Below are 16,577 nucleotides of genomic sequence, written 5' to 3'. Positions count from 1 at the left end.
TTGGGGAAGGCGATGGATTGAACGAGGAGAGGCCATTAAAGACTTGTGGTATTAAGTCAAACAGTTAATTGATAAAAATAATTAAAGATTCTAAAAACTTAGGCGCACTGAACTAGACCCTCGGCTAACCTCTGAAAAAAATTAGCCTAGCGCCAGGACAGAAAGGATTCAAAAGCAACAACTGTTAGCCTTTGAGTTATACGCTCCTTTCTGGCGTGTAGAGTTGGCGGTTACGTAGTAGCGTATCCACCAAACGCACAAATTTTCTGGCAGTAAGGACGAGGGCTCGTTTGTGTTTAAATTTCGGAACTTCATCATATTTCTTGTGATAATAGAGACGGTAACTTTCTTCGTGACGTCTTATAGAGTTGGCAGCCTCAACCATATAATACCGAAGATATTGATTACCTGTCCGTGTCATAGGTGTACGTTCCGATTCAAAGTTTCCAGATTGATTCTTCTTTCAGTAAAGTCCGCAATACTTGGCTAATTGAGCTTCGTTTTCAAAACGTTCAATTTGACCGATTTCAGCGACAATACCGGCGGCATACACGATACCGATTCCTGGAATACTTTTTAAGCATTGGACCTCTGAAACAACTTCAAATAAGGCGACAATACTTTTTTCTAAATCTTTAATTTGTTTTTTTAATGTTTGAATTAATCTCGCATAAGTCGCTAAAACCATATCCACTGATTCTTGGACGACTTGGGCTAAACGATAAGAGTCGCGAATCGCTTTCTTAATCATTTTAGCTATCTTTTGTGGGTCACTAAAGCGACCGCGCCCCTTTTCTTGTAAGAGAAGGGCTAAATCTTCTAACTCCATTTGGGCAATTTCATCAAGTGAAAGTGAGTCAGAGAGAAGATCAAGCATGGTGGCACCAAAAACAGAAGTATCAAGTTCCTTAGAGAGCGTATTACATTTATAGTAAAGGTTCTCAAGAAAGTGTTGTTTACATTCGGTTAATTGGTGAACGAGTTGGTATCTCGAACGAGTCAACCGTTGAAGAGCGATGTAACGCTCCTCTTTTAAAACCGTCTTATTAAAGCGTTCAATGCGTAAGAAATCCGCAATACGAAAGGCATCAATGCGGTCGGTTTTATCCTCTTCAAAAAGGCCTTTGTATCGATGGATAGACTTCGGATTTTGAACGACAACTTCCACGCATCCAAGGGACTTTAAGTCAGTGTCCTCAGATAAAAATGTGGCAGGATGAAAACTGTAAATAGAGGTGGACTCCATTCCAATCACAATCTTTTCATAGTTAAAAGAGTGGTGAAACGTTAGAACAGATTCCTTGATAGATGAGGCACCGTTTAGATTATTAGGAAGTGTGACTTCCTTCAGAGTGGTGTCTGAACTATCTAGAAAACAAACATCAAGCTTTTCAGAACTCACATCAATACCGACAAACAATTTCATGGAAAGGACCTCCTTTCTTTGAGATAAATTTGGAATAAACTCGGATGCGGACGGATATCCCTAGGGCCCAAAACATGGCGACAACCTCGTGTATAAGTATTCTAAAGAATCGCCCCATGAGTGCTGCCCTCAGCCTACTAAGAAGAGGAATATGGGACGAATCGATACAGCTTGTGCGTATGCCGAACAGTTTTGGTCTGGGTCACAGTCTTTAAAAGTAGTCAAACTACAGGGGGAGAAAGTATATTCCTGATGGATCCAATTCCATTACCTATATGGTGGGATGTCCGATAAAATCTCAGACAAAAAGAGGGTAACCAATTAACTGAAATGACGGAAAGAAGAGTCAAGATAACATGAAGTTTTCAAAGAACAATTAACGCCCATTAACAAGGGCATAAACTTATTATACGAGGGGGGAAAAGTATAAAAAAAGCCACTCAGTTACCGAGGCGTCTGTTTAGAATCAATAGCGGATGAGGTGAAAGGCAGTGTTTGTTTATGGAAGGGGGAAGCCTTTTTTTAGTAAAGGGCGAATTTAATGGATTTAAATCGTTTAAAAGGATTGAAAGTATAAAGGAGTCTCGGTAGAATAATAATAGGACTAGTGAAAGTGAAGTGATATCAAGTGAATCTTGGATTGTTTTTTAGTGGAGGAGCACTTCCGCTGATTATTATTGTGATTGCCTTATTTCAAAAGATCGAGTGGCGGAAGGAAATAAAACGTCAGGCACGAACGTACTTTTATGAGGGAGCCTGGTTAAAATTTGCTCTTTGTTTGGTGATCTCGGTTGTGGGTGTGATTGTTTTATCTGCGTTACTCGGGGTGTTTATTCCCTTTTTATCGGTGTTATGCTCGGTGTTTGGAATGGGCGTTGTTTCGTATGGGACGATTGAGGTGATGCGTTTTATAAGAAACCATCAAGAGTTTGGATTAAGAGATTTTATTTCTATTGATAATGTAGGTGGAGCAGTTAGCGTCTATTTTATTAAATGGTTATATACCTTTTTTTGGTCGTTGCTATTAGTAATTCCAGGGATGATCAAGTCGTATTCTTATTCTCAAGCGATGTTTATTATCAGTGAGGATCCGGCGATTGGGGCTGATGGGGCGATTACCCGTAGTCGTGAAATGATGAATGGTCATAAATGGGAGTTAGTCATTTTACAATCGAGTTTCTTCGGATGGGCGATTTTAGGAGCCTTAACCTTTGGAATAGCGATTATCTATATCTTACCGCTTTATGCGATGTCAATGGCGGTATTTTATGAGTATGTGAAAAGGGACTATTTTGCTGCAAAGGCATAGGTGTTCATGAACGAACAGAGCGTTCATGGATTTATGGCGCGAATGAGCGTTTATGAGATAAATTTTAGGGTTAAAGCGAAAGTGACCGGTCGATTTGAGAGGCCGGTTGCTTTTTTTATGGTGTAGGAAAATGATATAATGGATCGTTTTGTGCTATAATAAGAGGACGAAAGTGAGTGATGTTATGATTCGAGTCGCACAAATTAAAATTTCAATAGATGATTCAATTGATAAGGTAAAAGAGTTAGTTTTAAAGCAATTACGGTTAAAGGAGCATGAGCTTTTAGATTATCGTATTTATAAACAATCGATTGATGCCCGTCGCCGTGGAAAGTTAGATTTCGTCTATACGGTCGATGTGGCGGTGAAAGATGAAGAAAAAATCTTGGCGAAGAAGTTACCTAATGTGTCTAAAACGCCAGATATTGAGTATAAGTATCCTGTGAAAGGTCAAGAGGCAATGAACCATCGTCCTGTTGTTGTTGGCTTTGGTCCAGCCGGTATGTTTGCGGCCTTAATTTTAGCTGAAATGGGGTATCGCCCCATTGTGTTAGAGCGTGGTGAAGCGGTTGATGAACGCGTACGTTCGATTGAAAAGTTCTGGAAAGAGGGAATCTTAAATCCAAATTCAAATGTGCAGTTTGGGGAAGGCGGAGCTGGAACGTTTTCTGATGGAAAGTTAACGACACGCGTGAAAGATTTACGCGGTCGAAAAGTGCTTGAAGCATTGGTTGAGGCCGGAGCTCCGGAAGATATTTTATATATGGCGCATCCTCACGTTGGAACAGATTTGTTACGCGGAATTGTGAAAAATATTCGCCAAAAGATTATTTCACTGGGAGGAGAGGTTCGCTTCAATCAACAAGTGACAGGGTTTTTAATGGAAGATGGGCACATTTGCGGGGTGAAAGTCAAAGGTGGTGACACACTGTTAACAGAAAATGTGATTGTGGCGATTGGACATAGTGCACGCGATACGTTTTATGAGTTATATGAGAGTGGGGTCTCTTTTACGGCTAAACCGTTTGCTGTCGGTGTAAGGATTGAGCATCCTCAAACTTTAATTGATGTGGCCCAATATAAAGAGTTTGCGGGACATGAAAAATTAGGGGCGGCAGAGTATCGATTGACGCATAAGGCTGAAAATGGACGTGGCGTGTATACATTCTGCATGTGTCCAGGTGGGCTTGTTGTCCCTTCAAGTTCTGAAAAAGGGCGTTTAGTCACAAATGGAATGAGTGAGCATGCACGTAATCAAGAAAATGCGAATAGTGCCTTACTTGTTCAAGTGTTTCCGGAGGATTTTGGCTCAGATCATCCACTGGCTGGGATTGAGTTTCAACGTCGATTAGAGGAAAAGGCCTTTGGGATGGGAGGAAGCGATTATAAGGCACCGGCTCAACTAGTTGGGGACTTCCTCAAAGGACAGGCCTCAAAACGTTTAGGAACGGTGACTCCCTCATATGCATTAGGTGTTAAGTTAACAAACTTACATAAGTTGTTCCCATCGTATATGACAGATGCCATGAAAGATGGTCTGAAGGCTTTTGATCGAAAATTACACGGCTTTGGGATGGATGATGCGGTGATGACTGGCGTTGAATCTCGCTCTTCTTCGCCAGTGAGAATGGATCGCGATAGCGAAACATTACAGTCGCTGACGGTTAAAGGGGTCTATCCATCAGGAGAAGGTGCAGGCTTTGCAGGAGGTATTGTATCAGCTGGAATTGACGGGATTAAGTGTGCAGAGGCAATGATTCAAGCCTTTGCGCCAAGTTTAAAGAAGTAGATGAGAACGTCATTGCTTTTATTGAATATAAAAAATCACACCGTTTGATGGTGTGATTTTTTAATGTTGAATCGTTACCATTTGACCGGCTTGCAAAAAGAGGTCTTGATTGAGATGAACGAGTTCATCTGGGGTTAGTTTGTAACGAATTAAAAGATCTTGGAGGGATTCCCCTTCAGCAATGACATGGATCCTGTTATTCTCTAGCAGGGGAACGTTGATGAATTGTTTAGGTTGAATGATAAGGGGCTTATTTCCGTTTAATTTCATGAGTTCAACCGGGGTTGTGTCAAATTGGGTGGCAATGCTTTTAATCGTGTCACCCGCTTGAATCATATATCGAGTTATTGTTAATGGTTGCGCATTCATTTTATTCACTTCCTTATCGTTAGGGATAAGTTTCCTACTATAATCTATGCAAAAAGTGTGGGGATTTGCCCTCTTTTTTGGATAGATTAGCAACACGATTTCAACCGTTTAGGCATAGGTTGATAGTAGGAAGGTAGAGGAGGGGATTTTAATGATTATCGTTTTTACAACAGTGACCCTTTATATGATTGGGATGCATCTTAAAATGAATCAATCACTAAAACATCGCGTGACCCCAGAGATCAATTGCCTTTTAATTTTAGGATCTTGTTTAAAGGACCAGCATGTCTCGCCTACATTACGTGCCCGTCTTGAATTAGGGGCAACGTTATTAAGAGAAAATCCACACCTTCATGTCATTGTGACGGGAGGAAAGGGAACCGCACAGCTTCCTGCAGAGGCACAGGTGATGAAGCGGGTACTGATCGAAGATTATGGAATTGAAGAAAATCGTATTCTTGTTGAAGACCGCTCGACGAATACGTTTGAAAATTTATTTTTTTCTCAATCACTATTTGGAAAACATCAGGTAGCAATTGTAACGAATGAGTTTCATAGTGTGCGTACTTCATTACTTGCCCGCCGATTAGGTATTTCTCATATCATCATCGGCGTAGCGACCCCTGCTAATAAACGTCTAAAATGGGAGTTGCGTGAGCACTTGGCGCTACTTAAATCATGGGTGGTGGATCGTTAGTTGGCATTCGTTTCTTGCGTTTTCTGATCATTCGCCTTATAATCTTTACAGGACGCAAAAATGAGGTGACGCAATGGAAACATGTAGCATAGAAGCTATTCATGATGAAGTCGTTTTATCGGTGAAGGAAAAAATGCCAAGAGACGAGGAGTTATTAAAACTGGCAGATTTATATAAAGCGATGGGAGACTTAACACGGATTCGCATTTTGGCTGCTCTTGTTCAGTCGGAAATGTGTGTGTGCGATTTAGCATCGTTGCTTGAGATGACACAGTCAGCTATATCGCATCAATTACGTGTGTTGCGTCAAGCCCATCTTGTTAATTATCGTAAGGTTGGCAAAGTGGTTTACTATTCACTGGATGACGAACATATTAAAATGTTATATGAGCAAGGATTAGTCCATGTGTTGCATCAACATCAATAGCTTTGTTTTTGAGGAGGATCGGATAGGTTATATCGGATGCTCCTTTTTATGTGACGTCTTGTCGAGGTGAACAGAAGACATAGTGGATTCCTTTTAATAGGGAATCGAATGGAGAATAATTGTGGTGTTAGTGCATGACGGGCTGTCTGAGATGAGGGTGTTTTTAGTCTAAGAAAAGAGCGTTGTGTAGAAGGTGTTTTCTCTTAAGTGAAGGCGAATCTCACTCTTTTTCCCAAGGCAGAGGGCAGTTTTAAAATCGTTGAGAGCGCCCATACGATTCGATGCTTGCCGGCATATATAATAAGAGGGCAGGAAGTGTTGAATAAAGGAGTGATAGTATGCCTTATATTGTTGTAGATGCTGGTCATGGTGGATGGGATAATGGTGCTCATTACAATGGACATCGTGAAAAGGATATTACGTTGCGTGTAGCGACAAAAGTAACCAAACGATTGAGAGAAATTGGATTTACTGTGACGCAATTAAGAACGGATGATACGTACGTTGGAAATGCTTCAGCACGTGGTCGTCAAATTGCAGAGTTACAACCTAATTTAGCTATTAGTATTCACGTCAATAGCTCAGGTGGAGAGGGAAAATTACGTGGAGCCGAAATTTATGTGCCGCTGGCAGAGGATAGCGCACGTTTTGAGTATTATTTACAAGAAGAGTTGAGTCATCTTAATGCGTTTCGAGAAATTTATTCACGCGCTTACACCGGAGAGTTTTACGATCGTCATATTAATCCGCAAACGTTAAGATTTACCCAAACGTATAGTTATACGGATTATTATGGAATTATTCGTGAGGCTTGGCGTGGAGGTGTTTCTTGTGATATTATCGAGATGTTTTATTTAGATAATGAGGGAGACCTTTATACCTTTTTAAATCAAGAGGATGCTTATGTTGAAGCGATTGTCGTGGCGTTAAGTAAAGCGTTTAATATGAATTATGAACGCGAAGCTCGACATGAAGTGGTTGACCGTCCAGAACCATTAAAAACGGAAACGTATTATCGCGTTGTTTGTGGATCATATTCTGATTTAAACGAGGCGAAAAAAGTACAGCAAGCACTTGCTCGTGCTAATTATCCAGGGGTTTGGATTCAACCCGTCGAAACGAAACGATAAAAAAAGCTCCCAACGGGGCTTTTTTTTTATACGGAAAAAGGAAAGTAGCGATTGTTGGCGTATTGATAAGGGGGGGAGTATTTAAGATTCTGAATATGTTATAATAATGGAGGTTTAATGAGCGACCTGATCATTGAAAAGAGAAGGAATGCAAAGTGTGAGGTTAGTTGGTAATTGGTTTGTTGATAACGTCTTTTTTAATGGGAGAGGTTCGATAATACGGTGTAAACGGGAAGAGTAAATCGATGGATGGGGATTGAGCGTAGGCTGTCATCTATAAGATGAAAAGGTTAGCTATTGCTTCTTACAGGAGAAGGGCTCTGACGTCCATGGCTTCGTGTTCTAAGGTTAGGAGGACGTTTATTTCAGGGTCCGTGAAATCGAGGGGTTGTAAAATCAATCATGTGATAGACGGCGAAAGTTTTGAAGGCGTTCGACAAGATGAGAATAAAAAGAGAGTTTTAATGATTAACCGAGGTGGTGATGATGTGTTAGAAGAACGTTTAGTTGTTTTGGGACTAGAAGTTAAGGTTGTACGTAAGAGAATAAAAAATATGTATTTACGGGTCCGTCGTACGGGGGAGGTAGAGGTTTCGGCTGCACCACGTGTTGAACGAAAGACGATTGAATCGTTTATTGTTTCGAAGTGGTCATGGGTTCAGGCGAAACGAAACCAAGCGTTATTATCTCTTGAAAAACAGTTGCAGGCGGATGAAATTTTTTATTTTGGACAGCGTGTGACGATCAAACGGCACCCGGCAAAAAAAATATCAGTTGAACGAGGGGAAGAGACGTTGCATTTTTTTGGTCCCTCAACGTATGACGATGAACGCGTTGTTTTATGGATTAAAAACTGGATGTTTTGCGAGTTGCAGCAAAAAATTGAACAGTTAGTGAATGCGTATTGGCCATATTTTCATGGGAAAGGTTGTGCTCCTGTGGAGATTAAGTACCGCCAGATGACTGCGACATGGGGAGTGTGTCGTCCGCAACGCGGGACGATTACCTTTAATAAGAATTTAATTCATCAGCCTGATGCGTTTATTGAATATGTTGTCGTGCACGAGTTGAGTCATTTGGTTGAGGCTAATCATAGTGCTCGATTTTATCAAGTGGTCGAATTGTTACTCCCGGAGTGGAAAATGTATGATAAACAAAAAATTTCATTTTAGGGGTTCCCTTTTTTAGAGGTGGGAATATAATGAAGTATAGACAAAGAGGTCTTAGTTAATAAAAACTAGATGTGAACAAAGGCGTTCTTCAATAAATGAGGAACGCCTTTTAAATTTTCTTTTGGGCCCAAAGACAATTGCGCATCGTCCAAATTTAGACTAAGGAAATTTCCACTGACTGTGTGGGATTTTAGGAGGGACAGATTATGACAATTGATCTTAATGTAATTATTGATACCCTATGGGTAGTCATTGCTTCAGTGTTAGTGTTTTCGATGCAAGCGGGATTCGCGCTTGTCGAGAGTGGGTTTACGCGTTCTAAAAACGCGGCGAATATTATGATGAAAAATTTCTGCGATTATTCGATTGGTGCACTCGTTTTCTTTGTACTTGGTTTTTCGTTAATGTTTAATGGTTCGAACTTCGGATGGGTTGGGACGCCTGATTGGTGTATTTCCGGTGATTATAGTTTTCTCGGATTAATTATTCCATTTCTTGCCTATGTTTTCTTTCAAACCGTTTTTTGCTCGACATCGGTGACGATTGTTTCAGGGGCAGTTGCAGAACGAATGAAATTTTCAACCTATTTAATTTTTAGTGCGATTATGACAGCCCTTATTTATCCAATTAGTGGTCACTGGGTTTGGGGTGGCGGATGGCTTTCTCAATTAGGATTCCATGATTTTGCAGGTTCTGCTGTTGTTCATTCCCTAGGTGGATTTGCTGCTTTAGCAGGTGTCTTACTTCTTGGTGCACGCCGAGGAAAATTTAATGCGGATGGTTCAGCAAATACGATTCACGGTCATGGATTAACGCTTGCTGCAATGGGGGTTTTCGTGTTATGGATTGGTTGGTTTGGTTTTAATGCAGGATCAACATTAACTGCAAGTGATCCAGAGGCAATTGCTCATGTTATGGTAACAACAAACTTAGCACCATCAGCCGCGACCGTCACCGCACTTATTGTTTCCTGGTTAAAAGGTAAACCTAGTGTAGATGCAGCCATGAACGGAGCATTAGCGGGATTAGTCGGAATTACCGCAGGATGCGACCTTGTTTCACCTTTCGGTGCTATTGCGATTGGGGTTCTTTCAGCCCTTGTGATGATGGCAGGTAATTATTTATTAGAATCTAAATTTAAAGTTGATGATGCGGTGGGTGCAATTCCTGTTCATGGATTCTGTGGAGTTCTTGGAACCATTTTAACAGGTGTATTTGCAACGACAGGTGGTTTGTTATACGGTGGCGGTTTCCACTTCTTAGGTGTTCAAGTGCTTGGGGCAGTGGTTATTGCGATTTGGGGCTTTGTTGCTTCCTATATCGCCTTTGTCATCTTAAAACGTACCATCGGACTTCGCGTCACTGAAGAGGAAGAAATGAAAGGTCTTGATTTATCTGAACATGGTGTAAGTGCATATCCTGGATTTAAATCAGATGAGTCAGACTTATAAAGAAATCCGGTTAAAATAAATAAAAGCCTATCGTGTGAATCATCGACGATAGGCTTTTTGATAAGGAAAGGCTTGTAGAGAAATGCTTGTAGAGAAATGCTTGATTAAAAGGTTTTGTCTACAAGTTTTTATTAATGGAATAGAAGGGTCATAAGGTCCATGAGGATACTAATATAAACAACGATGGTGAGGAGGAGGTAGAGCAATCTAATCACAAGATACACGGTATGAAGAAGTGGATGGTGGTCCCACAGGACAGTTAACTTTTGATTAAGTTGATCGATGCCTTGTTTTTTTAGGCTTTTTATACGAGCAAGGACCCCTTCGCCCCAGGAAAAATTTTCAATTAGTATTCGAAGGAACTCAGATATAAGCAAGATAGTCAATTTAAAACAACAAAAAAGATAAAAGATTCGGAACAATATCGAAAAAAAATTCATTTTTTTCACCTCGTTTTTATTTTAACGAGGGAGGGGAGAAAAAACAATAGCGGTGCACAAAATTTTTCAACTCCCTGTTCTTTCCAAGTGAAATAAGGGAATCTGTTTCATTAGAAAATGCTCGCTTTGGATTGATGATAAGTGATAAGTGTGAGAAGTGAACAGGAGAGAGGGTTTTTGGGTGAAAGTTAAGGAATTTGGTGTTTTTTGAAAGAAGATGTATGTTTTGCAACAGAGGTAGAAAAATAAGGGTAGCCAGTTGGCTACTCTTATTTTTGATAGAAACAGGTGATGAGATGAGACGAATGCGGATGTTTTTTTTAATAGGACTGAGTTTTTGTATGTTAGTGGCTGCGATTCCTGTAAAGGCGAAGGAAGACATTTCAACGGATGATTATATTGGGTTTTATGGGATGGATCCGGAGACATTTGATTATCTTTATACGTACAAGACCGTTGATTCAGCGCACTTTGCCAATTTTATTGACGGCTTGCTTGAACATGATGAGTATGGAAATTTAGTAGGCGCGATGGCAACGAGTTGGGAAAGTAATGAAGATAAAACCGTTTGGCGATTTAAGTTAAGAGAGGGGGTGCATTGGTATACGGATGAAGGAGTGGATTATGGTGAAGTGATAGCTGATGATTTTGTTACTGGGCTTTGGCATGCCGCTGATTTTCAATCCCAAACCCTTTATTTGGTGCAACCTTTAATCAAAAATTTAGACGCTTATGTCAAAGGGGAAGTTCCGTTTAGTGAGGTGGGGGTTCGGGCGATTGATGACTATACGCTTGAATATGAGTTGACTCAACCGACGCCGTATTTTCCAACGATGACGACGTATTCGATTTTGCTTCCTGTTAACCGTAGCTTTTTAGAGTCGAAGGGAACCGGTTGCCGTCTTGGGAACCCCGATTATTCAACCTGTCAATTTGGTGCCGTTAAACCGGAATCCATTTTATACAATGGGGCTTATTTCTTAAAAAATTTTACGTCGAAGTCGACGATTGAATATGTAGCCAATCCAAATTATTGGGATAAAGAAAAGGTGCACGTGAAAAAAGTAAAGCTCATTTATTGCCAACAGGCGGACCCGACGACGCTCTTTTTAGCTTTTGATCGTAAGGAGATTGTGTCCGCTCCATTAGATGTGAATAATCCCCCTCTTGTGAAACGTGCGAAAGAAAAATATGGGGATTCTATCTTTGTGACGGATACAAACGGTGCGGTAGCGTTTGCGACCTTTGTTTTTAATCGTCAACAGTATCATTCACCGCTAGATAGTAAACAGGATGTTTCACCCAAAACAAACAAACAACGGGAGGATACAAAACAGGCCCTTTTGAATACTTCTTTTCGACGCGCGATTATGCGAGCGATTGATACGGAATCGATTAATCGTCAAATGGTTGGCGATGAATTGAAAAAGACTTCGTTAAGAAATATGCTTACTCAACCGACTTTTGTTAAAACCTCGACGGGAGAATACTATGGGACGTTAGTGAGCGATTCGCTAAAAGGGTTAGATGCTAAGCTTTACTCTAAACAACTGAGTCTTGAGGATGGACAAATGGCCTTTTTTAATCCGGAACTTGCAAAAGAGCAGTTGGCGATTGCTAAAGAGGAGTTAAGTCGTGAGGGCGTTCAATTTCCCGTTTATTTAGATGTGATTTTAAATGGAGAAAGCGAGACGAGTTTTCGAAGTGCTCAGGCTTTAAAACAAAGTATCGAGGAATCTTTAGAAGGAGAGGTTCGTCTGAACCTCATTATGAGTTCTCGTGAGAATTTATTGGCGTCAAAAACGGCGGAGTTAGTGAATAGTGACTTGATCTTCTCGGCCGGGTGGTCACCTGATTACGGAGATCCGAAAAGTTATTTAGACATTTTAGACCCGGATAACGGGGATTTGTTAAAAAGTTTTGGTCTTAACCGAGCGGCTGTCCAAAGCGAGGAAGAAAAAGAGATTAAGGAACAGATAGGATTGTATATTTATAAGGAGTTAAAGGACCTTGCGAATGCTGAAGTGGCGAATATAGATAAGCGATATGAGCTTTATGCGGATGCTGAGGCGTATGCAATTGATCAAGCTTATTTTATTCCGCTTTATTCTTCAGGGGGGAGTTATGCGATTACGCGAATTATTCCGTATACGAAATCATATAGCCCGTATGGATTGTCATCGATGAAGTTTAAACGCATGCAATTAAGTGAGGAAATTATTACGTTAAAAGAGCGCAATAAACGGTATGAAAGATGGCAACAAGAAAAAGGTGGTCAGTTGGAGTCCACCCAAATTTAGCAAGTGAAAAAATACTTTTCATTCCCTACAATGTGAGATATAATCGAATAAGATAAAATTCAATCGACACATGGAGAAGGTGTGTTTGAAGGGAGAGTCGTTAATGAGTGTTTTAAATGTAACAAACTTAAGTCATGGATTTGGGGACCGCGCCATTTTTGAAAATGTTTCATTCCGTTTATTAAAAGGTGAGCACGTTGGATTAGTTGGAGCAAACGGTGAAGGAAAATCAACGTTCATGAATATTATTACGGGAAAATTGGCGCCTGATGAAGGAAAAGTTGAGTGGTCACGCAATGTCCGTGTTGGATATTTAGACCAGCATGTTGCTTTACAAGAGGGAATGACCATCCGTGATGTGCTAAAAACTGCCTTCCAATATTTATTTGATATGGAAGCAAAAATTAATGATTTATACATGAAAATGGGAGAGGTATCTCCAGAAGAAATGGATGCCTTACTTGAGGAAGTTGGGGTCTTACAGGATATTTTAACGAATAATGATTTTTATGTCATTGATGCGAAGGTTGAAGAAGTTGCAAAAGGATTAGGATTACAAGAAATTGGTTTAGAACGTGATGTAACGGAATTGAGTGGGGGACAACGTTCGAAAGTTTTACTTGCAAAATTATTACTTGAAAAACCGGATATTTTATTATTAGATGAGCCAACGAACCACTTAGATGAGGCGCATATTACATGGTTGACGCGTTATTTACAAGAGTATGAAAATGCCTTTATTTTAATCTCACATGATATTCCATTTTTAAATAGTGTGATTAATCTCATCTACCACATGGCAAATCAGGAGTTAAACCGTTATGTGGGAGATTACGATAACTTCGTCCGTATTTATGAGGCGAAAAAAGCACAGTTAGAATCAGCGTATAAAAAACAACAACAAGAAATCGCTGATTTGAAAGATTTCGTTGCGCGTAATAAGGCACGTGTCTCAACACGTAATATGGCGATGTCACGTCAAAAGAAATTAGATAAGATGGAGATTATTGAACTGGCAGCTGAGCGTCCAAAACCTGAATTTAATTTTAAAGTGGCTCGTACCGCTGGACGTTATATTTTTGAAACAAAAGATTTAGTGATTGGGTACGACGAGCCGTTATCAGCTCCTTTAAATTTAACGATGGAGCGTGGACAGAAGATTGCAATCTGTGGGGCAAACGGAATCGGGAAAACAACGTTATTACGTAGTATCTTAGGAGAAATTCCTGCTATTTCTGGAAGTGTTGAATTAGGTGAACATTTACATATTGGTTACTTTGAACAAGAAATCAAAGGTGGAAAAGACAAAACATGTTTACAAGAGTTTTGGGATGAGTTTCCACATTTAACACAAGGTGAAGCACGTGCAGCATTAGCTAAGTGTGGATTAACAACAAAACATATCGAAAGTAAAGTCATGGTTTTAAGTGGAGGGGAACAAGCCAAAGTTCGCTTAGCTAAATTAATTAACCGTGAAACGAACGTCTTAATTCTCGATGAGCCGACAAACCATTTAGATGTAGACGCGAAGGAAGAATTAAAACGAGCATTAAAAGAATATAAAGGAAGTGTCCTTTTAATTTCCCATGAACCTGAGTTTTATCGTGAGGTTGTGACTGATATTTGGGATGGGGAAAAATGGACTACTCGCTTAGTTTAGGGGAAGAGTCGAGCCGTTGAAGGCTCATTCTTCTTTTTTTTCATTTAAGTGGGAGGTGATGGCATGATTATTAAAAAAGGCATTAAAGATATTGTGAGTTATGTGTATCAACAAGGTGATTTGAATTTAGAATATTTTTCTGCTAATCGCGCCCAGTATGGGACGAAAGCTCACCAGGCGATTCAGGAGCGATATTTAGAGGAAGAATGCGAGGTTTATGTAGAAGGGCGTTACGCGATCGGTGAGCATGAATTTCACCTTAATGGACGAGTGGATTTATTGCTTGAACGAGAGGGGCAATGGATCGTAGGGGAGATTAAATCGACTACCCGGCCATTAGACGCTATTATTCCAGGGGATCGTCCTACCCATCTTGCACAGGCAAAAGTTTATGCATACTTACTTTTATGCGAGCATCCGGAGTGGGAACAAGTTTTGGTGCGGCTAATTTATTGTGATTTAGAAGGCGTACAAACGCGACAAATCGATGAAATGTATACGAAGGAAGAGTTAGAACCTTTTATGGAGCAAACGTTACAAATTTATTTGAAGTGGTATTTGATTCTCGTTCGTTCGATGACGTTGAAATTAAAGTCAGCTAAAAGTTTCACCTTTCCGTTTGGTGATTTTAGAAGTTACCAACGAGAACTTTCGGCCTCCGTTTATCACTGTATTAAAAAACGTAAACAACTGCTATTACGGGCCCCAACGGGGATCGGTAAAACGATGGGAACTATTTTTCCAAGTATTAAGGCGTTGAGTGATCAAGAACAAAAAATATTTTATTTAACGGCAAAAACAATAGGAAGGCAAGTCGCTGAAAAAGCTTTTGATGTGTGTTTGGCGACGGGGTGGGTAGCAAAAGTGACCACGATTACCGCGAAGGAAAAAATTTGTTTGATGGAAGAGGTAAAGTGCGACCCCACTTATTGTCCGTATGCTAAAGGTTATTTTGACCGGATCAATGAGGCGGTCAAAGACCTATTTGAAACTGAGCAACTCTTTAATCGCGATCGGCTAGTGGCGTATGCTAAAAAGCATCAGGTGTGTCCTTTTGAGTATTCGCTAGCGATGGCTTCAATTAGTGACGCGATTATCGGTGATTATAACTACATGTTTGATCCACGTGCCTATTTGCGACGCTTTTTTGACGAACCTTCCCCTCATATTGCGTTAATAGATGAGGCACATAATTTGTATGATCGAGCATGTGAGATGTATAGTGCTTCTTTGACTAAAGGAAAGGTTCAAGAGCTTAAACGTCTATTCAAAGGAAAGAGCAAATCACTTAATAAGGCATTAAACGCCCTCAATTTGAAGTTATTAGAGTATCGGCAAGAGTTAGAGGAGGATAAAAAACAGGAAATTTTTAAGGAGGAAGTCGAGTCTTCTTTTTTAACGAAAGTGATGGCTTTATTAGAAGGGGTAGAAAAATATTTATATGCGCATCCTACAACGGAGTATAAGCCGCAATTAATGGATTTATATTTTGAATGTCATCAGTTTTTACGAATATCTGACTTTTATAATGAATGTTTTCGTGTTCGGTATGAAAGGATGGGGATAGATTTAAAAATCAGTTTGATTTGTTTAAACCCGAGTCTCTATCTTTATGACCGAATGCAGCACGTTCGTTCGGCTATTTTGTTTTCGGCGACGCTTCATCCGTTAAGTTATTATCAGACGGTGTTGCTTCATGATGAGGCGTGTGAGCATATTTTTTTACCGTCCCCATTTGGGCGTGAAAATTTAGATTTGTATGTTCATTACGGCATTTCAACGAAGTATAAGCAGCGGGAAGCTTCTTTGTCGAAACTTGTGTTTACGATTTTTCAAGTCACGCGTCAGAGAAAAGGAAATTATTTTATTTTTTTCCCGTCTTATCAGTATTTAGAGCAAGTGTTTGAGGGCTATAAATCGTTAGTTGGCGAGGAGCAAGTGGTGATTGCTCAGGAGCGTGAGATGGATGAACATGATCGTGAGGTATTTTTAGCTCAATTTGAGGCTCAGTCGGAAAAGACATTGGTGGCGTTTGCTGTTTTAGGAGGCATATTTAGTGAAGGGATTGATTTGATTGGGGACCGGTTAATTGGATCGGTCATCGTCGGGGTTGGACTTCCACAACTTAATCCATTAACTGAACAACGACGGTTATATTTTGAGGAAACCTTTCAAAAGGGGTATTTATATGCGTATCTTTATCCGGGATTTAATAAGGTGATGCAGGCCGTTGGACGTGTGATTCGTTCAGATACCGATCGTGGGATTGTTGTTTTAATTGATGAGCGTTATGTAGAGCCGACGTATTTATCGTTATTTCCTTACGAATGGCAGCATGCGAAGTTTTTAAAGTAGTTTGTTTGCGCAGAAGAAGAGTGTGTTAGTAATTATTTTTTTTGGAAGTGAT

At 40.2% G+C, this 16,577-nt stretch carries 11 protein-coding genes and 1 pseudogene; 10 read left to right on the top strand and 2 right to left on the bottom strand.

The window, feature by feature from the left end; genetic code table 11:
- Positions 1 to 196 precede the first annotated feature (196 nt).
- A pseudogene (locus AC6I0I_RS07210) lies at positions 197 to 1,426 on the bottom strand (IS110 family RNA-guided transposase).
- Between the two features lie 628 nt (positions 1,427 to 2,054).
- On the opposite strand from AC6I0I_RS07210, the gene AC6I0I_RS07205 reads away from it, so the two are divergent.
- Both AC6I0I_RS07205 and AC6I0I_RS07200 read left to right on the top strand, forming a co-directional pair.
- Positions 2,055 to 2,735 carry a DUF975 family protein gene (locus AC6I0I_RS07205; RefSeq protein ID WP_262953911.1) on the top strand — a complete coding sequence of 227 codons (681 nt, stop codon included), beginning with the start codon at positions 2,055 to 2,057 and terminating at the stop codon, positions 2,733 to 2,735.
- A 184-nt stretch (positions 2,736 to 2,919) separates the two neighbouring features.
- Positions 2,920 to 4,524: an NAD(P)/FAD-dependent oxidoreductase gene (locus tag AC6I0I_RS07200; RefSeq protein ID WP_262950925.1), complete on the top strand. Its 1,605-nt coding sequence runs from the start codon at positions 2,920 to 2,922 to the stop codon at positions 4,522 to 4,524.
- A gap of 60 nt (positions 4,525 to 4,584) precedes the next feature.
- Here the strand turns inward: AC6I0I_RS07200 and AC6I0I_RS07195 are convergent, their stop codons facing one another.
- Positions 4,585 to 4,893 carry a LysM peptidoglycan-binding domain-containing protein gene (locus tag AC6I0I_RS07195; RefSeq protein WP_262953910.1) on the bottom strand — a complete coding sequence of 103 codons (309 nt, stop codon included), beginning with the start codon at positions 4,891 to 4,893 and terminating at the stop codon, positions 4,585 to 4,587.
- A gap of 151 nt (positions 4,894 to 5,044) precedes the next feature.
- On the opposite strand from AC6I0I_RS07195, the gene AC6I0I_RS07190 reads away from it, so the two are divergent.
- The 8 genes from AC6I0I_RS07190 to AC6I0I_RS07155 all read left to right on the top strand — a co-directional run bounded on the left by AC6I0I_RS07190 (position 5,045) and on the right by AC6I0I_RS07155 (position 16,525).
- Positions 5,045 to 5,590: a YdcF family protein gene (locus AC6I0I_RS07190; protein ID WP_161831994.1), complete on the top strand. Its 546-nt coding sequence runs from the start codon at positions 5,045 to 5,047 to the stop codon at positions 5,588 to 5,590.
- 73 nt (positions 5,591 to 5,663) lie between these two features.
- Entirely contained in the window at positions 5,664 to 6,017 is a 354-nt protein-coding gene (locus AC6I0I_RS07185; RefSeq protein ID WP_161831995.1) for an ArsR/SmtB family transcription factor, read from the top strand.
- 338 nt (positions 6,018 to 6,355) lie between these two features.
- The gene (locus AC6I0I_RS07180; protein WP_161831996.1) at positions 6,356 to 7,147 is read left to right on the top strand and encodes an N-acetylmuramoyl-L-alanine amidase; all 792 of its coding nucleotides are present in this window, start codon (positions 6,356 to 6,358) and stop codon (positions 7,145 to 7,147) included.
- 488 nt (positions 7,148 to 7,635) lie between these two features.
- Positions 7,636 to 8,319 (top strand): M48 family metallopeptidase, encoded by a 684-nt coding sequence (locus tag AC6I0I_RS07175; RefSeq protein ID WP_161831997.1) that lies wholly within the window; start codon positions 7,636 to 7,638, stop codon positions 8,317 to 8,319.
- Between the two features lie 206 nt (positions 8,320 to 8,525).
- On the top strand, positions 8,526 to 9,770 hold the full coding sequence (locus AC6I0I_RS07170; RefSeq protein ID WP_161831998.1) for an ammonium transporter: 1,245 nt from the start codon (positions 8,526 to 8,528) through the stop codon (positions 9,768 to 9,770).
- Between the two features lie 751 nt (positions 9,771 to 10,521).
- Entirely contained in the window at positions 10,522 to 12,510 is a 1,989-nt protein-coding gene (locus AC6I0I_RS07165; RefSeq protein ID WP_237658921.1) for a peptide ABC transporter substrate-binding protein, read from the top strand.
- 103 nt (positions 12,511 to 12,613) lie between these two features.
- Positions 12,614 to 14,170, top strand: a complete 1,557-nt coding sequence (locus AC6I0I_RS07160) for an ABC-F family ATP-binding cassette domain-containing protein (protein WP_161832000.1) — start codon at positions 12,614 to 12,616, stop codon at positions 14,168 to 14,170.
- A gap of 63 nt (positions 14,171 to 14,233) precedes the next feature.
- Positions 14,234 to 16,525, top strand: coding sequence for a helicase C-terminal domain-containing protein (locus AC6I0I_RS07155; RefSeq protein ID WP_262953908.1), 2,292 nt, complete (start codon positions 14,234 to 14,236; stop codon positions 16,523 to 16,525).
- Positions 16,526 to 16,577 lie beyond the last annotated feature (52 nt).

The sequence above is a fragment of the Turicibacter sp. St.80E1 genome (assembly GCF_059728495.1).
The sequence above is the reverse complement of the archived record's forward strand: the minus strand, read 5'-3'. Positions and strand labels throughout refer to the sequence as shown.

Coding starts and splice junctions, on each gene's coding strand:
- AC6I0I_RS07200 (WP_262950925.1), top strand. CDS start 2,920: ATGATTCGAGTCGCACAAATTAAAATTTCAATAGATGATTCAATTGAT.
- AC6I0I_RS07195 (WP_262953910.1), bottom strand. CDS start 4,893: ATGAATGCGCAACCATTAACAATAACTCGATATATGATTCAAGCGGGT.
- AC6I0I_RS07190 (WP_161831994.1), top strand. CDS start 5,045: ATGATTATCGTTTTTACAACAGTGACCCTTTATATGATTGGGATGCAT.
- AC6I0I_RS07185 (WP_161831995.1), top strand. CDS start 5,664: ATGGAAACATGTAGCATAGAAGCTATTCATGATGAAGTCGTTTTATCG.
- AC6I0I_RS07180 (WP_161831996.1), top strand. CDS start 6,356: ATGCCTTATATTGTTGTAGATGCTGGTCATGGTGGATGGGATAATGGT.
- AC6I0I_RS07170 (WP_161831998.1), top strand. CDS start 8,526: ATGACAATTGATCTTAATGTAATTATTGATACCCTATGGGTAGTCATT.
- AC6I0I_RS07165 (WP_237658921.1), top strand. CDS start 10,522: ATGTTTTTTTTAATAGGACTGAGTTTTTGTATGTTAGTGGCTGCGATT.
- AC6I0I_RS07160 (WP_161832000.1), top strand. CDS start 12,614: ATGAGTGTTTTAAATGTAACAAACTTAAGTCATGGATTTGGGGACCGC.
- AC6I0I_RS07155 (WP_262953908.1), top strand. CDS start 14,234: ATGATTATTAAAAAAGGCATTAAAGATATTGTGAGTTATGTGTATCAA.